The organism is Streptomyces sp. MBT65, assembly GCF_016612545.1.
In the GTDB taxonomy this organism is placed as follows: Bacteria; Actinomycetota; Actinomycetes; order Streptomycetales; family Streptomycetaceae; genus Streptomyces.
The window spans coordinates 1-16,402 of record NZ_JAENRY010000206.1; the positions used below are offsets into that span (position 1 = coordinate 1).

Sequence of the window (16,402 nt, forward strand, 5' to 3'; positions counted from 1 at the left end):
CCGACGCCACCTGGACCCCGGCCGTCGGCGAGGCGGGCCTGGTCGGCCGCGCAGACCGGGACCTCGCGGGGTGCCCCGCCGGCCGGGGTCCAGGTGGCGTCGGCGACCGAGGGGCCGTGGCGCGGGTCGAAGAAGCAGGGGGCGCGACGCTCGGGCAGCGGGCGGCCCTCGCGGCGGGCGGCGAGCTGCGCGAGCGAGAAGCGGCCGTCCTCCAGGGCCTGGGTGACGGCCCGGACGTCCTCCGGTTTCGTGGCCGCCGCCATGGACGCCTTCGCCTGCTCGTAGGCGTCCAGGGCGCGTTCGTAGTCGGCGCGCATCGCGTCGTCGGCACCCGGTTCGGCCGGGTGGAATTCGAGCCGGTCCAGTTCCTCGCCGAACGCCGTGATGTCCTCGTCGACGACGACCCGCAGCTTGTCGAGCGCGGCCCGCTGCTCCTCCTCGCGGCGGCGCCGGGAGCGTCGTACGAGGGTGTACGCCCCCGCGCCACCGGCCACCAGGACACCGCCCGCGACGATCAGCGCCGTACCGGAGACTCCCCCGCCGCCGTCCGAGGAGCCACCCCAGGACGCGGGCGCCGAGCCGCCCATCGCGGCGAGCGCGCGGTCGGTGAAGTCGTCGAGCTGGGTCTTCGCGTCCTCGCCCTGCACGCTGCCGACCAGGTTCTTCACGGCCGCGTTCGACAGGACCCGGGAGTCGGCGCGGGCGTCGAAACGGTCGCCGAGGCGGATCGCGTAGAGGCCCGTGATGCCGGTCGCGGTACGGAGGTTCGTGAAGAGCTGCGCCGTCGGGTAGTCGGCGGGGAGGACCGCGACGAACACCGGTTTGTCGGCGTCCTCGATCTTCTTGGTCAGCGCGTCCGCGTCCGCCGTCGACAACTGCCCGCTCGCCCCCGGATCGACGTAGACCGGGCCCTTGCGCAGGGCCTGGCCGATCGCCGAGACGCCCGTGTCCGCGGCGGCCGGGGACGCCATGGTCAGCGCGGTGAGCAGCAGGGCCAGCAGGAGCCCCGCGAGGCTTCGGGTCCGGATGACGGCCTTCATGATTCGACGCTACCCGAGGTTGGTCCCTTCGGCCGGTGCTCACCAAGCGATCCGGGCCGCGACCGGCAGGTGGTCGCTGCCCGTCTCCGGCAGCACCCACGCACTCCGCGCCCGCACCCCCCGTACCAGAATCTGGTCGATGCGCGCGATCGGGAAGGACGCGGGCCAGGTGAAGCCGAAGCCGTTCCCGGCCGTGTCCTGGGCCGAACTCAGCCGGGCGGTCAGGGCGTGGAAGGCGCGGTCGTCCGTGGTGCCGTTCAGGTCGCCGAGCAACACCACCCGCCGGTTCGGCTCGGCGGCCACGGCTTTGGCGAGCGCGTCGGCGCCGAAGTCGCGGGAGACCGTCCAGAACCCGCTGCCGGGCAGCACCCGCACCGACCCGAGGTGTGCCACGTAGACCGCTAGCGGCCCGTGGTCGGTGGCGACCGTCGTGCGCAGCGCCCGCACCTCGTCCGGTGCGTGGTCGACCGGGCGGGTCCTCGCCAGCGGTCCGACATCGTCGCGTACGACGTCGACCGCGCGGGTGTCCGACAGCGGGAACCTGCTCCACAGCCCGACCGTGCCCCGCACCGCGCGGTACGGGTACTCCTTCGCCAGCTCCTTCTCGTACGTGCCCGTGGCCTGCGGGGTCAGTTCCTCCAGGGCCAGCAAGTCGGCGTCGGCGGCGGCGAGTTGGCGGGCGGTACCGGCCGGGTCGTGGTTGTCGGCGCTGACGTTGTGGCTGACGGCGGTGAGGTCGCCGCCCGGGTGGGACTTGTCCTGGAGCAGTCCGCCGAAGAGGCTCAGCCACACCGCGACCGGCAGCACCAGCGCGAGCGCGGCCGAGGCGGAGCGGCGCCAGCACGCCCCGGCCAGCAGCACCGGGACGCACACCCCGAGCCACGGCAGGAGGTTCTCGACCAGGCTGCCGACGCCCCCGGTGTCCGGGATCCAGGCGTGCAGCAGCAGGACCAGACCGAGCAGCAGGGCGAGGGCGGCGAGCAGCGGGCCGCGTTTCCAAGGGGCGATCCATGTCATACCGGGCAGTCAAGGCGGCCCGGTGTTGTCGGCCCGTATGGGGTTTTCGATACGCGGACGATAGGCGCCGCCTCCTAGCATCGACCGTATGCGTGTGCTGATCGTCGAGGACGAGCCCTATCTGGCCGAGGCCATCCGCGACGGCCTGCGCCTCGCGGCGATCGCCGCCGACATCGCGGGCGACGGGGACACCGCCCTGGAGCTGCTGAGCGTCAACAGCTACGACATCGCCGTCCTCGACCGGGACATCCCCGGCCCCTCCGGCGACGAGGTCGCCCGGCGGATCGTCGCCTCCGGGAGCGGGCTGCCGATCCTCATGCTGACCGCGGCCGACCGGCTCGACGACAAGACCACCGGGTTCGAACTCGGCGCCGACGACTATCTCACCAAGCCCTTCGAACTCCAGGAACTCGCGCTCCGGCTGCGGGCGTTGGACCGCAGACGCGCCCACAGCAGGCCGCCCGTACGGGAGTTGGCGGGCCTGCGCGTCGATCCGTTCCGCCGGGAGGTCTACCGGGACGGCCGCTATGTCGCCCTGACCAGAAAGCAGTTCGCCGTGCTCGACGTCCTCGTCGACGCCGAGGGCGGGGTCGTCAGCGCCGAGGAACTCCTCGCCCGGGCGTGGGACGAGAACGCCGACCCGTTCACCAACGCCGTTCGCATCACCGTCTCGGCGCTGCGCAAGCGGCTCGGCGAACCGTGGATCATCGCGACCGTCCCGGGCGTCGGCTACCGCATCGACGTACAGATCGATCAGATCGGCGTACAGGGAGAAGACGGTGACTAGGGCGCCGGGGCTGAGCGTCCGGCTGAAACTCACCCTCAGCTACGCCGGGTTCCTCGTGCTGGCCGGTGTCCTGCTGCTCGCCGCCGCGTGGCTGTTCCTGGATCGCGCACCCCATGTCGGACTCATCCTGGTGCCCAACTACCGCCTGGCCGTGGTCCGCGCCTTCGCCCCGACCGCCGCCGTCGCGCTGGCGTTCCTGCTGGTGTTCGGTCTCCTGGGCGGATGGCTCCTGGCCGGTCGCATGCTCGCCCCGCTGACCCGCATCACGGACGCCGCCCGCAGGGCCACGGACGGATCGCTCTCCCACCGCGTCCAACTGCCGGGCCGCAGCGACGAGTTCCGGGAACTCGCCGACGCCTTCGACACGATGCTCGCCCGGCTGGAGGCCCATGTCGCCGAACAGCGGCGGTTCGCGGCCAACGCCTCGCACGAGCTGCGCACCCCGCTGGCCGTCTCGAAGACGCTCCTCGAACTGGCCCGCGCCGACCCGGACCACGACACCGGCACGATCATCGAGCGCCTGCACACCGTCAACACGAGGGCGATCGACACCACCGAGGCCCTGCTCGTGCTCAGCCGCGCCAACCAGGGAACCTTCACCCGGGAACCCGTCGACCTGTCCCTCCTCGCCGAGGAGGCCGCCGAGACGCTCCTCCCGCTCGCGGAGCGGCACGGCGTCACCATCGAGACGAGCGGCGAACTCACCCCCGCGCTCGGCTCACAGGCACTCCTGCTCCAACTCACCACGAACCTCGTGCAGAACGCGATCGTCCACAACCTGCCCGAGCACGGCACCGTCCGGGTGCACACCGCCGTCCGCGCCCAGAGCGTGCTGCTCACGGTCGAGAACACCGGCGACCCGCTCACCCCCCAGCAGGTCGCGACCCTCACCGAACCCTTCCAGCGCGGCACCGAACGCCTCCACACCGGCCACGCGGGGGTCGGCCTCGGCCTGGCGATCGTCAAGACCATCACCGGTGCCCACGACGGCACCCTCACGCTGACCCCGCGCGCGTCCGGCGGACTCACCGTCACGGTCGAACTCCCCACCCACACCACGAAGTAGCCGCACCCCCCACGCCGTCGAGGCATGGGGGGTGCGGCATCGGACGGCCGGTCCTAGGCCGCCTTGTACGCCTCCTCCAGCTTCTTCACGGCCGCCGCGTACTTCCCGGTCAGCAGCAGATGGTCCGCGTCGGCGAACGGCTTCGCCACCGCCGCCGTGATGTTCTGGCCCACCTTCTGCTGGACGATCAGCCGCGCCTCGGTGACGAGCGCCTTGCCCTTCTCCGCCGACCGGGCCTTGCCCGCGGCGGCCTCCAGCGCCTTCAAGGTGGCCGCGCCACCCGTCGGCGCCTTCGTCACGGTCGTCAGGCCCCAGCCGTACGGGAACTGCGGATCGTACGACGTGTCGCCGACGTTGATCGGCAACTGGGCCTCCGACTTCGGCCAGGTGACCGGGAGTTGGCCGGTGAAGGACCGCTTGCCGTAGAGGACGTCGGCCACGCCGTCGCCCTCGGTGCCCGGCAGCCAGGAGGCCACCAGGGCGTCGATCTTCGGAAGCCGGTCGCCGATCAGCTGCGGGCGCCCGGAGACGATCAGCACCGCGCACTTCATCGCCGCGCACACCTTGTCCACGGCTGCCTGGTCGGCCGGGGTGAGGGTCAGGTCGTTGCCGTTGCCGACGTCCCCGATGCCCTCGGCGTACGGGGTCTCGCCGACGACGACCACACCCACGTCATAACCGCTGGTCGCGGCGGACGCGTCCTTGGAGTACGTGACGTTCCCGCCGGCGTTCTTCATCCCCTGGAGGATCGTCGTGCCGGTGGTGTTCGTACCGGACGAGCCCTGCCAGGTGATGGTCCAGCCACCGGTCTGGTTGCCGAGGTCGTCGGCGTTGGAACCGGCGACGTAGACCTTCTGGTTCTTCTTCAACGGCAGAACGCCACCCGCGTTCTTCAGCAGCACCTGCGACTCGGCCGCCGCCTGCCGCGCCACGGCCCGGTGCGAAGTCGAGCCGATCTTCGAGGCGTTGCTCGTATCGGCGTACGGCTTCTCGAAGAGGCCGAGCTTGAACTTCTGGGTGAGGATGCGGGACACGGCGTCGTCGATCCGCTTCTGGGTGACGTGGCCGGCCTTCACCTCGGCGACGAGCGTCGAGCTGAAGTCCTTGTAGCTGTACGGGACCATCATCATGTCGACGCCCGCGTTGACCGAGGTGCTGACGTGGGACGCGTAGTCGCCGGGGAGTTGGTCGATGGCGTTCCAGTCGCTGATGACGAAGCCGTCGAAGCCCATCCGGTTCTTGAGCACGCCGTTGATCATGTCGGCGCGGGCGTGCATCTTCACCGGGCCGAGGCCGTCGCCGACGATGTCGAGCGAGGAGTAGGACGGCATGACCGTGCCGATGCCCCGGTCGACGGCCGTCTGGTACGGCGCCAGGTGGATGGCCTCCAACTGCTGCCGGGTGACGGTGGTGACGCCCTGGTCGATGGTGTACGAGCCCGTCGTGGAGGAGCCGTAGGCCGTGCCGCCGTCGCCGACGAAGTGCTTGGCGGTGGCGAGGACCTTGTCGTCGTCCTTCAACTGCCTGCCGCTCGCGGCGCCTTGGAGACCCTGGATCATCGTCTCCATGGACTGCACGAGCGCCGGGTCCTCACCGAAGGACTCGTAGGAACGGCCCCAGCGTTCGTCACGGGTGACGCAGAGGCAGGGGGCGAAGTCCCACGGGACGCCGGTCGCGCGGACCTCACTGGCCGTCACTGAGCCGGTCTTCTGGGCGAGTTGGGGGTCGCGGGTCGCGCCGATGCCGATGTTGTGCGGCATGATCGTGGCGCCGGCCAGGTTGTTGTGGCCGTGGACCGCGTCGACGCCGTAGATCAGCGGGATCTGGAACCGCGTTGCCTGCGCCCGGAGTTGGAACGAGTCGATCATCTTTGCCCAGGCGGCTGCCGTGTTGGGCGTCGGGGTCGAGCCGCCGCCGGAGAGCAGTGAGCCGAGGTCGTAGGTGGCGACGTCGGCGCCGGTGCCCACGCCGCCGCGCTCGGCCTGGGTCATCTGCCCGGCCTTCTCCTCCAGCGACATGCGCTTGACGAGGTCGGCGACGCGCTTCTTGATGGGCAACTTGCTGTCCAGGTACGGCAGTCCGTGCGCGTCGACGACGACCTGAGGTGTCTCGGTCGGGGCCTTGGCGCCGGTGACCGTGAGCTTCAGCGGGATCGTCTCGGCGTTCTCGGCGGACTTGTCCCTGAGCGTGCGGACCTTGACGCTCTGCGTGGCGCCGGATGCGGTGCCCGCCGGGAAGGTGAGGGTGCCGGAGACCGCGGTGTAGTCCTTGCCCGAGGTGGCGGTGCCGCCGTCGGAGGCGTAGGCGACGGTCACCGGGTCGTCGAGCGGGACGGCGCCGGTGGTGGCGACGGTGACCTTGACCGTGGCCGTGGCGCCCTCCTTGACCGGGTAGACGGCCGCGTCGGTGGTGACGGAGGCACGCAGTGACTGGTCGGCCTTGCCGTACAACTCGACGTCGTCCATGGCGAACTGGCCGTGGATGCCGACCGGGAGGGTGACCGCGTAGCCCCACATCTGGGTGAGGCCGAGGACGTGGTCGATGCCGCCGACGGGCTGGTAGTCCGTGCGGTAGACGAAGTTCGTGAACGGGATCTCGATCTGCTTCCAGCCCGTGAAGTCGTCCGTGAAGGACGTCGTCCACAGCTCGGAGGCCTCGCCGTTGACGCCGCCGTCCTTGATCTCGAAGTTGGTCGACTTGCCCGTGTTCTGGCCGTCCCACCAGAAGCGGATGCCCTGATGGGCGGACCAGTCGTGGCCGGGTTCGGTCGCGGCGAAGTCGTGGGTGAAGCCGCCGTAGCCGCTGATGTCGTACGTGCCGGTGAGTACCTTGTCGCCCTCGGGGGCGTCCGGTCTCGCGGTCAGGGCGAGTTGGGGCGGGTCGTCGGTGTCACCGCCCCAGGTGAAGATGCCCTCGGCGGGCTGGCCGGCGAAGGGCACCTCGCCCTCGAAGCGGTCGACGGGGGTGGGGGCTGGATCGGCGGCGGCCGCCGCCTGGGACACGGCGGCCGGTGTCAGCAGCGCGGCGCACAGGGCGGTGGAAACGAGCAGGGCGGTTCTTGGCATGGACCTTCCCTCGGCTCTGGAGCTCTGGTTCACTCTGGGTTCGCACAGTTCACTCATGGCTTAGATCACGCCGTGAGTTAACTAACGGCCCGCAGACCCGTCAAGACGTCTCGTCAGGAAGGGCTAACGCATCCATGTCCAGGAGAACCCCCCGCACGGCCCGGCTGCTGCTCGCCGGACTGCTCTCCGTGGCCGGCTTCACCGCGGCCGTACCCCCCGCACACGCCGCCGGTGAGCAGGTCACGGCCTGGCTCACCACCACCGACGACGCCGCCGGACGCCATGTCACGCGCGGCCTCCAGGCCCAGACGCCGTTCGCCTTCTCGTCCGGGACGGGCGGCAGCGGCGAGAACATCACCGTCGACGAGAACACCCGCTACCAGACCTTCACCGGCGGCGGCGCGTCCTTCACGGACACCGCGGCCTGGCTGATGAACAGCAGCGGCGCGCTGTCGACGGCGACCCGGAACGCGACCATGACCAAGCTGTTCTCGCCGACGGACGGCATCGGGCTGTCGTTCCTGCGCAACCCGATGGGCGCGTCGGACCTGGCGCGATACGGCTACTCCTACGACGACGTGGCCTCCGGCGCGACCGACCCGAATCTCACGTCGTTCTCGATCGCGCACGACCTCGCGGACGTCGTCCCGCTGACCAAGCAGGCGCTCTCGCTGAACCCATCTCTGACTGTCATGGCCTCGCCATGGACGGCTCCCGCGTGGATGAAGGACAGCGGCTCGCTCAACGGCGGCTGGCTGAAGTCCGAGGACTACGGGGTCTACGCCAACTACTTCGTGAAGTACCTCCAGGCGTACAAGGACCAGGGCGTTCCGGTCTCGTACGTGACCGTCCAGAACGAGCCGACGTGCTGCTCCGGCTACCCGTCGATGAGCTGGAACGCGTCCGGGCTCGCCTACTTCACGAAGAGCGAGCTGCTCCCGAAGCTCAACGCGTCGGGCCTGACCACGAAGGTCCTTGCCCACGACTGGAACTGGGACGTCTACGACACCTACGCGGCCTCGACCGTGGACGACGCGGCCGTCCGCTCCAACCCCAACTTCGGCGGGATCGCCTGGCACGGCTACGGCGGTGACATCGCCAAGCAGACCACCGTCCACAACCAGTACCCCACCCTCGACGCCTTCGGCACCGAGCACTCCGGCGGCACCTGGATCGCCAACCAGCAGCGCGAGGACATGAACAACATCATCGACTACACCCGCAACTGGGCGAAGTCGGTGACCAAGTGGTCGCTGGCCGTGGACCAGAACATGGGCCCGCACAACGGCGGTTGCGGCACCTGCACCGGGCTGATCACCGTGCACAACGGGGACGGCGCGAGCGGGACCGTCGACTACACCGTCGAGTACTACACGATGGGCCAGTTGACGAAGTTCGTCCGGCCGGGCGCGCAGCGGATCGCTTCCACCGCGTCCACGAACGTACCGAACGTGGCGTGGCGCAACCCTGACGGTTCGAAGGCGCTGATCGCCTACAACGACGCGTCCACGGCGAAGACGGTGACCATCAACTGGGGTGGCCAGCACGCGACTTACTCCCTCCCCGGCAAGACGTCCGCGACCTTCACCTGGACGGGGACACAGTCCGGCGGCGGCAGCCGGACCGGCGCGTTCGTCGGCCTCGCGAGCAAGTGCCTCGATGTGGCCGGTGCTTCGACCACCAACGGCACGGCCGTCCAGCTCTACGACTGCAACGGCTCGACCGCCCAGCAGTGGACCGTGGGCACCGACGGCACGGTGCGCGCGCTCGGCAAGTGCCTTGACGTGACGTCGGCTTCGACGGCGGACGGGGCGAAGGTGCAGTTGTACGACTGCAATGGAACCGCCGCGCAACAGTGGTCGTACAACTCCACGACCGGTGATGTGGTGAATACGGCGGCCAACAAGTGCCTTGATGTGACGGGCAATTCGTCGACGAACGGGACACGGGCACAGATCTGGACCTGCACGGGGGCCGCGAACCAGAAGTGGCATCTTCAGTAGGAGGGTCATGAAACGTACTCGGGGGACGGCGGCCGTGCTGGGCACGGTCGTCGGTGCGTTGGTGTTGAGCGGGTGCGGGGCCATCGATCTGCCGCTGGCCGGGGTGCGGCTCGGGGCGGACGGGGCGCCGCGCGCGCTCATCCGGCCGTGTGGGGACGACAGTTACCAGTCGCCGTCGCTCGACGGGTGGGCCGTCGCCGCCGAGGGCGGACCCGTCACCACGGGGTGGGACGTGCGGAAGGAAGAGCTGAGCGGGGACGCCGAGTTCCCGCTGTTCTCGCCGCCGGCGGCCTGGCAGGCCCGGCACCGGGGCGAGCAGCGGCTCCTGCCGAAGCACCACTACTCGTTGCGCTTCGGGCACTACATCACCAGCGACTCGTACAACGGGATCGTGGAGTTCTCCGCCGAGCAGATCAGCGCCCTGAAACCCGGCCAGGTCTGGGCCGACGGCAAGGCCATGAGCCTCGGCGAGTTCGAGAAGCTCGCCGAGCGCTCGTGCTGAGGGTCGGCTACTTCGCGGGCTCGACGCCGGCCCGGAGGAGGCCGTAGGTGTACGCGTCCGCCAGGGCCTGCCACGACGCGGCGATGACGTTCTCCGCGACACCGACCGTGGACCACTCCGCCGAACCGTCGGACGTGGCGATCAGGACGCGGGTCGTGGAGGACGTGCCGTGCTTGCCCTCCAGGATGCGGACCTTGTAGTCGACCAGCTCCAGCTTGGCGAGCTGGGGGTAGATCTTCTCCAGGGCGACCCGCAGCGCGCTGTCGAGGGCGTGGACCGGGCCGTTGCCCTCGGCGGTGGCGACGATGCGCTCGCCCTTGGCGAAGAGCTTGACCGTGGCCTCGTTGGCGTGGCTGCCGTCGGGGCGGTCCTCGACGATAGCGCGCCAGGACTCGACCTCGAAGTAGGAGCGGGCCTTGCCCTCCGCCTCGGCGCGGAGGAGGAGTTCGAAGGACGCGTCGGCCGCCTCGTACGTGTAGCCCTTCAGCTCGCGTTCCTTGACGCGGTCCACCACCCGGCCGACCAGTTCGCGGTCGCCGCTGATGTCGACGCCCAGCTCCTTGCCCTTCAGCTCGATCGACGCGCGGCCCGCCATGTCGGAGACCAGCATCCGCATGGTGTTGCCGACCTGCTCGGGGTCGATGTGCTGGTACAGGTCCGGGTCGACCTTGATCGCGGAGGCGTGCAGACCCGCCTTGTGCGCGAAGGCCGACACCCCCACGTACGGCTGGTGCGTGGACGGGGTGAGGTTCACCACCTCGGCGATCGCGTGGGAGATGCGGGTCATCTCACGCAGCTTGCCGTCGGGGAGGACCTTCTTGCCGTACTTCAGCTCCAGCGCCGCCACGACGGGGAAGAGGTTGGCGTTGCCGACGCGCTCGCCGTAGCCGTTCGCCGTGCACTGGACGTGGGTCGCGCCCGCGTCGACGGCGGCGAGGGTGTTGGCGACCGCGCACCCGGTGTCGTCCTGGGTGTGGATGCCGAGCCGGGCGCCGGTGTCGGCGAGGACCGTGGCGACGACCGCCTGGACCTGCGCCGGGAGCATCCCGCCGTTGGTGTCGCACAGGATCACGACGGACGCGCCGGCCTCCGAGGCCGTACGGACGACGGCCTTGGCGTACTCGGGGTTGGCGCGGTAGCCGTCGAAGAAGTGCTCGCAGTCGACGAAGACGCGGCGGCCCTGGGCGGCCAGGTGGGAGACGGTGTCGCGGACCATCTCCAGGTTCTCGTCCAGGGTGGTGCGCAGGGCCAGCTCGACATGCCGGTCGTGGGACTTCGCGACCAGGGTGATGACGTCGGCGCCGGAGTCCAGGAGCGCCTTGACCTGCGGGTCCTCGCTCGCCTTGGCCCCGGCCCGGCGGGTGGCGCCGAACGCGACGAGCTGCGCGTGCTTGAAGTCGATCTCCTGCTGGGCGCGGGCGAAGAACTCGGTGTCCCGCGGGTTGGCCCCGGGCCAGCCGCCCTCGATGAAGCCCACGCCGAAGTCGTCCAGGTGCCGTGCGATGGCCAGCTTGTCCGCGACGGTGAGGTTGATGCCCTCCCGCTGCGCGCCGTCACGCAGGGTCGTGTCGAAGACGTGGAACGCGTCGTCGAGTGCGCTGGTTTCCGTCATGGTGTGTGGCTCCTGAGGATCTGAATCTCGGTCTGTACCGGAATGACCGGCTCCACCGTCCCTCAATGATCCCTCGCACTGCTTTTCCCGGCTGAAGGTGGGCCAGAAAAGCGAAAAACCCCTCGCGGGTGCGAGAGGTCTGCGCGCGGGTCGAGTGACGACGGTGGCCGCCCGTACCTGGTCGTACGAGGCGGTCACTGCGGACCGGCGCGCCTGCTGCCAATAATCGTGGCGAACGAGAACACGGGGGCAGTCTGGCACACCCCGCCTCCGCGCTCACCGTCCGTCTCATGATGCGAACGGTCGGTTGATCAACTCGCCGGACGCGCGAGCAGCGAGTCGGCGATGAACTCCCGCACATGGGCCAGCACTTGGGCCCGGTCCGTGCCGCGCAGCCCGATCGCCACATGGATGGAGAAGCCGTCGAGGAGCGCGCGCAGCCGGGCGGCGAAACGGTCCGGGTCGACGGCCCGGAACTCACCCCGGGACACCCCCTCCGCGATCAGCGCGACCAGGTCGCGGTGCCAGACGCCCTCGATCGCGGCCTGCCGGCCACGGGCCTCGTCATCGGCGTTCTGCGAGCGGTTCCAGACCTCCAGCCACAGGGTCCAGTGCGGGTCGCGGTGGCCGTCGGGGACGTACAGGTCGACGTAGGCGTCCAGGCGTCCGCGTGCGGAGGCGGTACGGGTGAGCAGGCGTCCGCGCTCGGCGCCGAGCCTGCCCTCGCTCCACTCCAGGGTCTGGAGGAGCAGTTCGTCCTTGGAGTGGAAGTAGTAGAGGAGATGGCCGCTGCTCATGCCGACCTCGCGGCCGAGCGCCGCCATGGTGAGCTGCTCCAGACCGCGTTCAGCGATCATGCCCATGGCTGCGGCGAGCACGTCCTCGCGCGGCGGCGCGTTCTTCCGCGCACCGGCCATCCCTGACTCCTCCGGACCTGGATCTTCGACTACTGCTGGATCTTCGGCTGCTGCTGGGTGATGCAGTGGATGCCACCGCCGCCCGCGAAGATCGTACGGGCGTCCACCGGCGTCACCGTCCGCTCCGGGAAGAGGCGGCGGAGGATCCCGGCGGCGATCTCGTCGCCCGAGTCGTCGAAGGCGCAGAGCACGACCCCGCCGTTGCAGAGGTAGTGGTTGATGTAGGAGTAGTCGACCCAGTCGCCGTCCTCGTCCTTGAGGACGGTCGGGGCAGGCACTTCCACGACGTCCAGGGGCCGGCCCTTCGCGTCGGTCTCGGCGCGCAGGAGGGCGAGGTACTCCTGGGAGCGGGCGTGGTCCGGGTGGGCCGGGTCGCGCTGGCTGTGGACCAGGACGGTGCCGGGCCCGGCGAAGGCCGCGACGATGTCGACATGGCCCTGGGTGCCGTAGCGGCCGTAGTCGCCGGTCAGGCCATGCGGGAGCCAGATGGCCTTCGTGGTGCCCAGCCTGGCGTGGATCTCCGTCTCGACCTGCTCGCGGGTCCACCCGGGGTTGCGGCCGGCGCCGAGCTGGACCGTCTCGGTGAGCAGGACCGTGCCCTCGCCGTCGACGTGGATCGCGCCGCCCTCGTTGACGAGCGTGCTGCTGAGCGCGGGGACCCCGGTGAGGTCGGCGACATGGCGGGCGATCTTGGAGTCGTGCTCCCAGCGGGCCCAGTCCTGGCCGCCCCAGCCGTTGAACGTCCAGTCCACGGCGGCCAGTTGAGAGCCGTCGGTGACGAACGTGGGGCCGATGTCCCGCATCCACGCGTCGTCCAGCTCGCGCTCGACCAGGTCGACGTCCGGGCCGAGCAGCTCGCGCGCCGACTCGCCCTGACCCGGTCCGTGAACCATCGTCACCGGTTCGAAGCGGCGCACGGCACGGGCGACGGCCGCCCAGGCTGTACGGGCCTCCGCCAGTTCCTCGTCATTGGTGAAGGTCGGGTTGGGTCCGGGCCAGGCCATCCAGGTGCGCTCGTGCGGGGCCCATTCGGGGGGCATACGGAAGCTCATCAGAAGTCCCAAGTCCTAGAGGAAATAAAGGCGGTTGAGGGAGACCGAGTCGGCCGGTTCGGAGCGCAGCGGTTCGCCGTCGAGGGTGACCAGGCCCGTGCGCTGGTCGACGTCGACCGCTCCGGTACGGGAGTTGAGGCGCAGGTCGGCCGGACCGATGCCCCGGGTGCCTCGAACTGCCACGCGACGGCGGCGAGTTGGCATGGAGTCACCGCCCTGGTCCAGAGCCGCCTGTGCGACGAAGGCCACGGAGATGTCGGCTGGTGTGCTGCCGTGCGCACCGAACTGCGGTCCCAGGACGAGGGGTTCACAGGTGTCGGTCGCCGCGTTGGGGTCGCCGACCACGCCGTAGGCCGGGAATCCGGACTTCAGGACGAGCTGCGGTTTCGCGCCGAAGTACTCCGGCCGCCACAGCACGAGGTCGGCCAGCTTGCCGACCTCGATCGACCCCACCTCGTGCGAAAGCCCGTGCGCGATCGCGGGGTTGATGGTCAGCTTGGCGATGTAGCGCAGGACGCGTTCGTTGTCGTGGCCGACGTCCGGGGCGCCTAGTTCGGCCTTCATCTTCCCGGCCATCGCGAACGTACGGCGGACCGTCTCGCCCGCCCGGCCCATGCCCTGCGCGTCGGACGAGGTGATGCCGATCGCGCCCAGGTCGTGCAGCACGTCCTCGGCGCCCATCGTGCCCGCGCGGATCCGGTCGCGGGCCATCGCCGCGTCGCCGGGCAGGTCGGTCTTCAGGTCGTGGACGGAGACGATCATGCCGTAGTGCTCGGCGACGGCGTCCCGGCCGAAGGGGAGGGTGGGGTTGGTGGAGGAGCCGATGACGTTCTCAACTCCCGCCATCTTCAGCACATTCGGCACGTGTCCGCCGCCGCAGCCCTCGATGTGGAAGGCGTGGATCGTCCGGCCCTCCAGGACCCGCAGGGTGTCCTCGACGGACAGGCACTCGTTCAACCCGTCGCTGTGCAGGGCGACTTGGACGTCGTGTTCCTCGGCGACCCGCAACGCGGTGTCCAGCGCGCGGGTGTGGGCGCCCATGTCCTCGTGCACCTTGAAGCCGCTGGCCCCGCCTTCGGCCAACGCCTCGATCAACGGCGCGTCCGAGGACGACGAACCCCGGCCCAGGAAGCCGATGTTGACCGGCCAGGCGTCGAAGGCGTTGAAGGCGTGGCGCAGCGCCCAGGGCGAGTTGACGCCGACGCCCCACACCGGGCCGAACTCCTGGCCGATGATCGTGGTCACCCCGGAGGCGAGCGAGGCCTCTATGATGCGCGGCGACAGCAGATGGACGTGGGTGTCGACGGCCCCGGCGGTGGCGATGAGCCCCTCGCCGGAGACGATCGAGGTACCGGTGCCGACGACGACGTCGACCCCGTCCAGGGTGTCGGGGTTGCCGGCCCGCCCGATGGAGCAGATCCGCCCTTCCCTGATCCCGATGGACACCTTGCGGATGCCCTGCACGGCGTCGATCACGACGACATTGCTGACGACCACATCGCAGGTCTCGCGCACGGCGGCGGCCTTGAGGTGCAGTCCGTCGCGGGCCGTCTTGCCGAACCCGGCGAGGAACTCGTCGCCGTAGCGCTGCGAGTCGGACTCCACGCGGACGGTCAGGCCCGAGTCGCCGAGGCGGACGCGGTCGCCGGCGCGGGGGCCGTGGGTGGCGGCGTACTCGTACGGGGTGAGACGGCGGGCTTCGGCGGGGTGTCCCCCGGGGCGGCTCATCCGTCGACCTCCTGGTCATGGGAGTCGTATCGGCTCTCGTCGCGGGAGGCGTCACGGCTGTCGTCGCGGGAACCGTCGCGGCTCTCGTCGCGGGAACCGTGACGGCTGCCGTCCGCGGGAGACGGCCTCGGGCTCGGCGTCGGGCTCGGCGTGCGGAGGTCCCGGGAGCAGCGCGCCCGGGGCCTGGTCCGCGAGAGTGCCCCCGCCGATGGGGTCGGAGACGATCGCGAGCCGGGAACCGTCGTCGAAGACCGCCTCGACATGCACCTCGGTGACGACGTCGGCGACCCCGGGCAGCACGTCGTCGGGGCCGAGCACGGAGCGGGCGCGCTCGATCGCCTCGGCCAGTCGGCGCCCGTCCCGGGCCGCCTCGCACACCGTGTCGGCGATGAGCGCGGTGGCCTCCGGCACGTTGAGCCGGAGACCGCGCGCCTTGCGGGCGCGGGCCAGTTCGGCGGCCGAGAACAGCAGCAGGCGGTCGCGTTCCGTGGGGGTGAGCCTCATCCCGTATCCCTCCTTTAGAGCATCACTCTAAACGGCGGAACCCATTTATGGAACGTCTGACGCGCCACCTCACCCTTGACGCGCCGACCATCCCCGGTTCACATTGAACGCCACTCTAAGAATGAGGTGACCCACCATGCCGATCGAACAGCGCGGAGTCGACACCGTCCCCGACGAGGAACGGACCAGCGGTCCGCGTGACCTCGTGTCGATCCTGCTCGGCTCCAACCTCTGCCTCGGCGTGATCATCTTCGGCTGGCTGCCGCCGTCGTTCGGGCTCGGCTGGTGGGCGTCGGTGAGCTCGATCGTCGCGGGCACGGTGGTCGGGACGGTGTTCACGGCCCCGCTCGCCCTGGTCTCGCTGCGCACCGCGACCAACCTGTCGACGTCGTCCGGCGCCCAGTTCGGGGTGCGGGGGCGGCTGGTCGGCTCGGTCGTGGGCCTGCTCCTCGCCCTCGGCTACACCGCGCTGACCGTGTGGATCGGCGGCGATGTGATGGTGGGCGTGCTGGGGCGGCTGTTCGGGCTGCCGGCGGACGGGGCGTCGTACGCCGTCGTGTACGCGCTGCTCGCGGCCGCGACCGTGGCGGGCGCGGTCTACGGCTACCGGGTGCTGCTCGCGATGTCCCGGGTGCTGTCGGTCGGCATGACCGCGCTGCTGATCCTCGGTGTGTTCGCGTACGCCCCGCACTTCACGACCGGCGCACTGCCGGAGGCGGGCGGTTATCTGCTGGGCGGGTTCTGGCCGACGTGGTGTCTGGCGACGGTGGCGGCGGGACTGTCCGGGCCGATCGCGTTCATCACCCTCCTCGGCGACTACACGCGCTACATCTCCCCGGCCCGTCACACCTCGCGCCGGGTCCTGCACGCGACCTGGCTCGGGCTGATCGCAGGTCTCCTCGTCCCCCAACTCTTCGGCACGTTCACGGCGTTCGGGGCGCGGGCGGCCCTCGACTACGCGGGCCCCCTCGTGTCGGCGTCGCCCACCTGGTACCTGGTCCCACTGCTGCTCGCCGCCTCTGCGGGCTCGGTCGGCAACGCCGGGCTGATGCTCTACTCCATGGGCCTCGACCTGGACGCGATCCTGCCGCGCACGTCCCGGGCCCGGG

General features: G+C 70.4%; 12 protein-coding genes and 1 pseudogene. 5 read left to right on the forward strand and 8 right to left on the reverse strand.

Translation table 11 applies throughout. The annotated features are described in order from the left end of the window. The coding region (locus JHN63_RS35325) for a hypothetical protein (RefSeq protein ID WP_200688574.1) at positions 1-1,040 on the reverse strand (1,040 nt) is incomplete at its 3' end. A 39-nt stretch (positions 1,041-1,079) separates the two neighbouring features. After that, positions 1,080-2,057, reverse strand: a complete 978-nt coding sequence (locus JHN63_RS35330; protein WP_200688575.1) for an endonuclease/exonuclease/phosphatase family protein — start codon at positions 2,055-2,057, stop codon at positions 1,080-1,082. Between the two features lie 88 nt (positions 2,058-2,145). On the opposite strand from JHN63_RS35330, the gene JHN63_RS35335 reads away from it, so the two are divergent. Further along, entirely contained in the window at positions 2,146-2,844 is a 699-nt protein-coding gene (locus JHN63_RS35335) for a response regulator transcription factor (protein WP_200688576.1), read from the forward strand. Positions 2,845-2,854: 10 nt separating this feature from the next. After that, entirely contained in the window at positions 2,855-3,910 is a 1,056-nt protein-coding gene (locus JHN63_RS35340; protein ID WP_234478189.1) for a HAMP domain-containing sensor histidine kinase, read from the forward strand. A gap of 53 nt (positions 3,911-3,963) precedes the next feature. Here JHN63_RS35340 and JHN63_RS35345 read toward each other — a convergent pair whose 3' ends face one another. After that, positions 3,964-6,975: a glycoside hydrolase family 3 N-terminal domain-containing protein gene (locus tag JHN63_RS35345; protein WP_200688578.1), complete on the reverse strand. Its 3,012-nt coding sequence runs from the start codon at positions 6,973-6,975 to the stop codon at positions 3,964-3,966. Between the two features lie 134 nt (positions 6,976-7,109). On the opposite strand from JHN63_RS35345, the gene JHN63_RS35350 reads away from it, so the two are divergent. Continuing rightward, entirely contained in the window at positions 7,110-8,978 is a 1,869-nt protein-coding gene (locus JHN63_RS35350) for a ricin-type beta-trefoil lectin domain protein (RefSeq protein WP_200688579.1), read from the forward strand. A gap of 7 nt (positions 8,979-8,985) precedes the next feature. Further along, entirely contained in the window at positions 8,986-9,480 is a 495-nt protein-coding gene (locus JHN63_RS35355) for a hypothetical protein (RefSeq protein ID WP_200688589.1), read from the forward strand. A gap of 7 nt (positions 9,481-9,487) precedes the next feature. Here the strand turns inward: JHN63_RS35355 and cimA are convergent, their stop codons facing one another. The 5 genes and pseudogenes from cimA to ureA form a co-directional block, all read right to left on the reverse strand. Next, on the reverse strand, positions 9,488-11,092 hold the full coding sequence (gene cimA / locus JHN63_RS35360) for a citramalate synthase (protein WP_200688580.1): 1,605 nt from the start codon (positions 11,090-11,092) through the stop codon (positions 9,488-9,490). A 311-nt stretch (positions 11,093-11,403) separates the two neighbouring features. Beyond that, positions 11,404-12,009, reverse strand: coding sequence for a TetR/AcrR family transcriptional regulator (locus JHN63_RS35365; RefSeq protein ID WP_200688581.1), 606 nt, complete (start codon positions 12,007-12,009; stop codon positions 11,404-11,406). Between the two features lie 29 nt (positions 12,010-12,038). Beyond that, positions 12,039-13,061 carry an agmatine/peptidylarginine deiminase gene (locus tag JHN63_RS35370; RefSeq protein WP_200688583.1) on the reverse strand — a complete coding sequence of 341 codons (1,023 nt, stop codon included), beginning with the start codon at positions 13,059-13,061 and terminating at the stop codon, positions 12,039-12,041. Positions 13,062-13,076: 15 nt separating this feature from the next. Next, positions 13,077-14,789 (reverse strand): urease subunit alpha, encoded by a 1,713-nt coding sequence (locus JHN63_RS35375; RefSeq protein WP_200688585.1) that lies wholly within the window; start codon positions 14,787-14,789, stop codon positions 13,077-13,079. A 135-nt stretch (positions 14,790-14,924) separates the two neighbouring features. Next, positions 14,925-15,293 (reverse strand): annotated as a pseudogene (gene ureA, locus JHN63_RS35380) (urease subunit gamma); the annotation flags it as partial. 136 nt (positions 15,294-15,429) lie between these two features. Here ureA and JHN63_RS35385 point away from each other — a divergent pair. Beyond that, positions 15,430-16,402, forward strand: a 973-nt coding sequence (locus JHN63_RS35385; RefSeq protein WP_200688587.1) for a cytosine permease, incomplete at its 3' end; no start/stop codon positions are given.

Bases quoted from the DNA above. Each gene is read 5' to 3' on its own strand.
- JHN63_RS35335 (WP_200688576.1), top strand. From the start codon at position 2,146: ATGCGTGTGCTGATCGTCGAGGACGAGCCCTATCTGGCCGAGGCCATC.
- JHN63_RS35365 (WP_200688581.1), bottom strand. From the start codon at position 12,009: ATGGCCGGTGCGCGGAAGAACGCGCCGCCGCGCGAGGACGTGCTCGCC.
- JHN63_RS35350 (WP_200688579.1), top strand. From the start codon at position 7,110: ATGTCCAGGAGAACCCCCCGCACGGCCCGGCTGCTGCTCGCCGGACTG.
- cimA (WP_200688580.1), bottom strand. From the start codon at position 11,092: ATGACGGAAACCAGCGCACTCGACGACGCGTTCCACGTCTTCGACACG.
- JHN63_RS35345 (WP_200688578.1), bottom strand. From the start codon at position 6,975: ATGCCAAGAACCGCCCTGCTCGTTTCCACCGCCCTGTGCGCCGCGCTG.
- JHN63_RS35370 (WP_200688583.1), bottom strand. From the start codon at position 13,061: ATGAGCTTCCGTATGCCCCCCGAATGGGCCCCGCACGAGCGCACCTGG.
- JHN63_RS35355 (WP_200688589.1), top strand. From the start codon at position 8,986: ATGAAACGTACTCGGGGGACGGCGGCCGTGCTGGGCACGGTCGTCGGT.
- JHN63_RS35375 (WP_200688585.1), bottom strand. From the start codon at position 14,789: ATGAGCCGCCCCGGGGGACACCCCGCCGAAGCCCGCCGTCTCACCCCG.
- JHN63_RS35330 (WP_200688575.1), bottom strand. From the start codon at position 2,057: ATGACATGGATCGCCCCTTGGAAACGCGGCCCGCTGCTCGCCGCCCTC.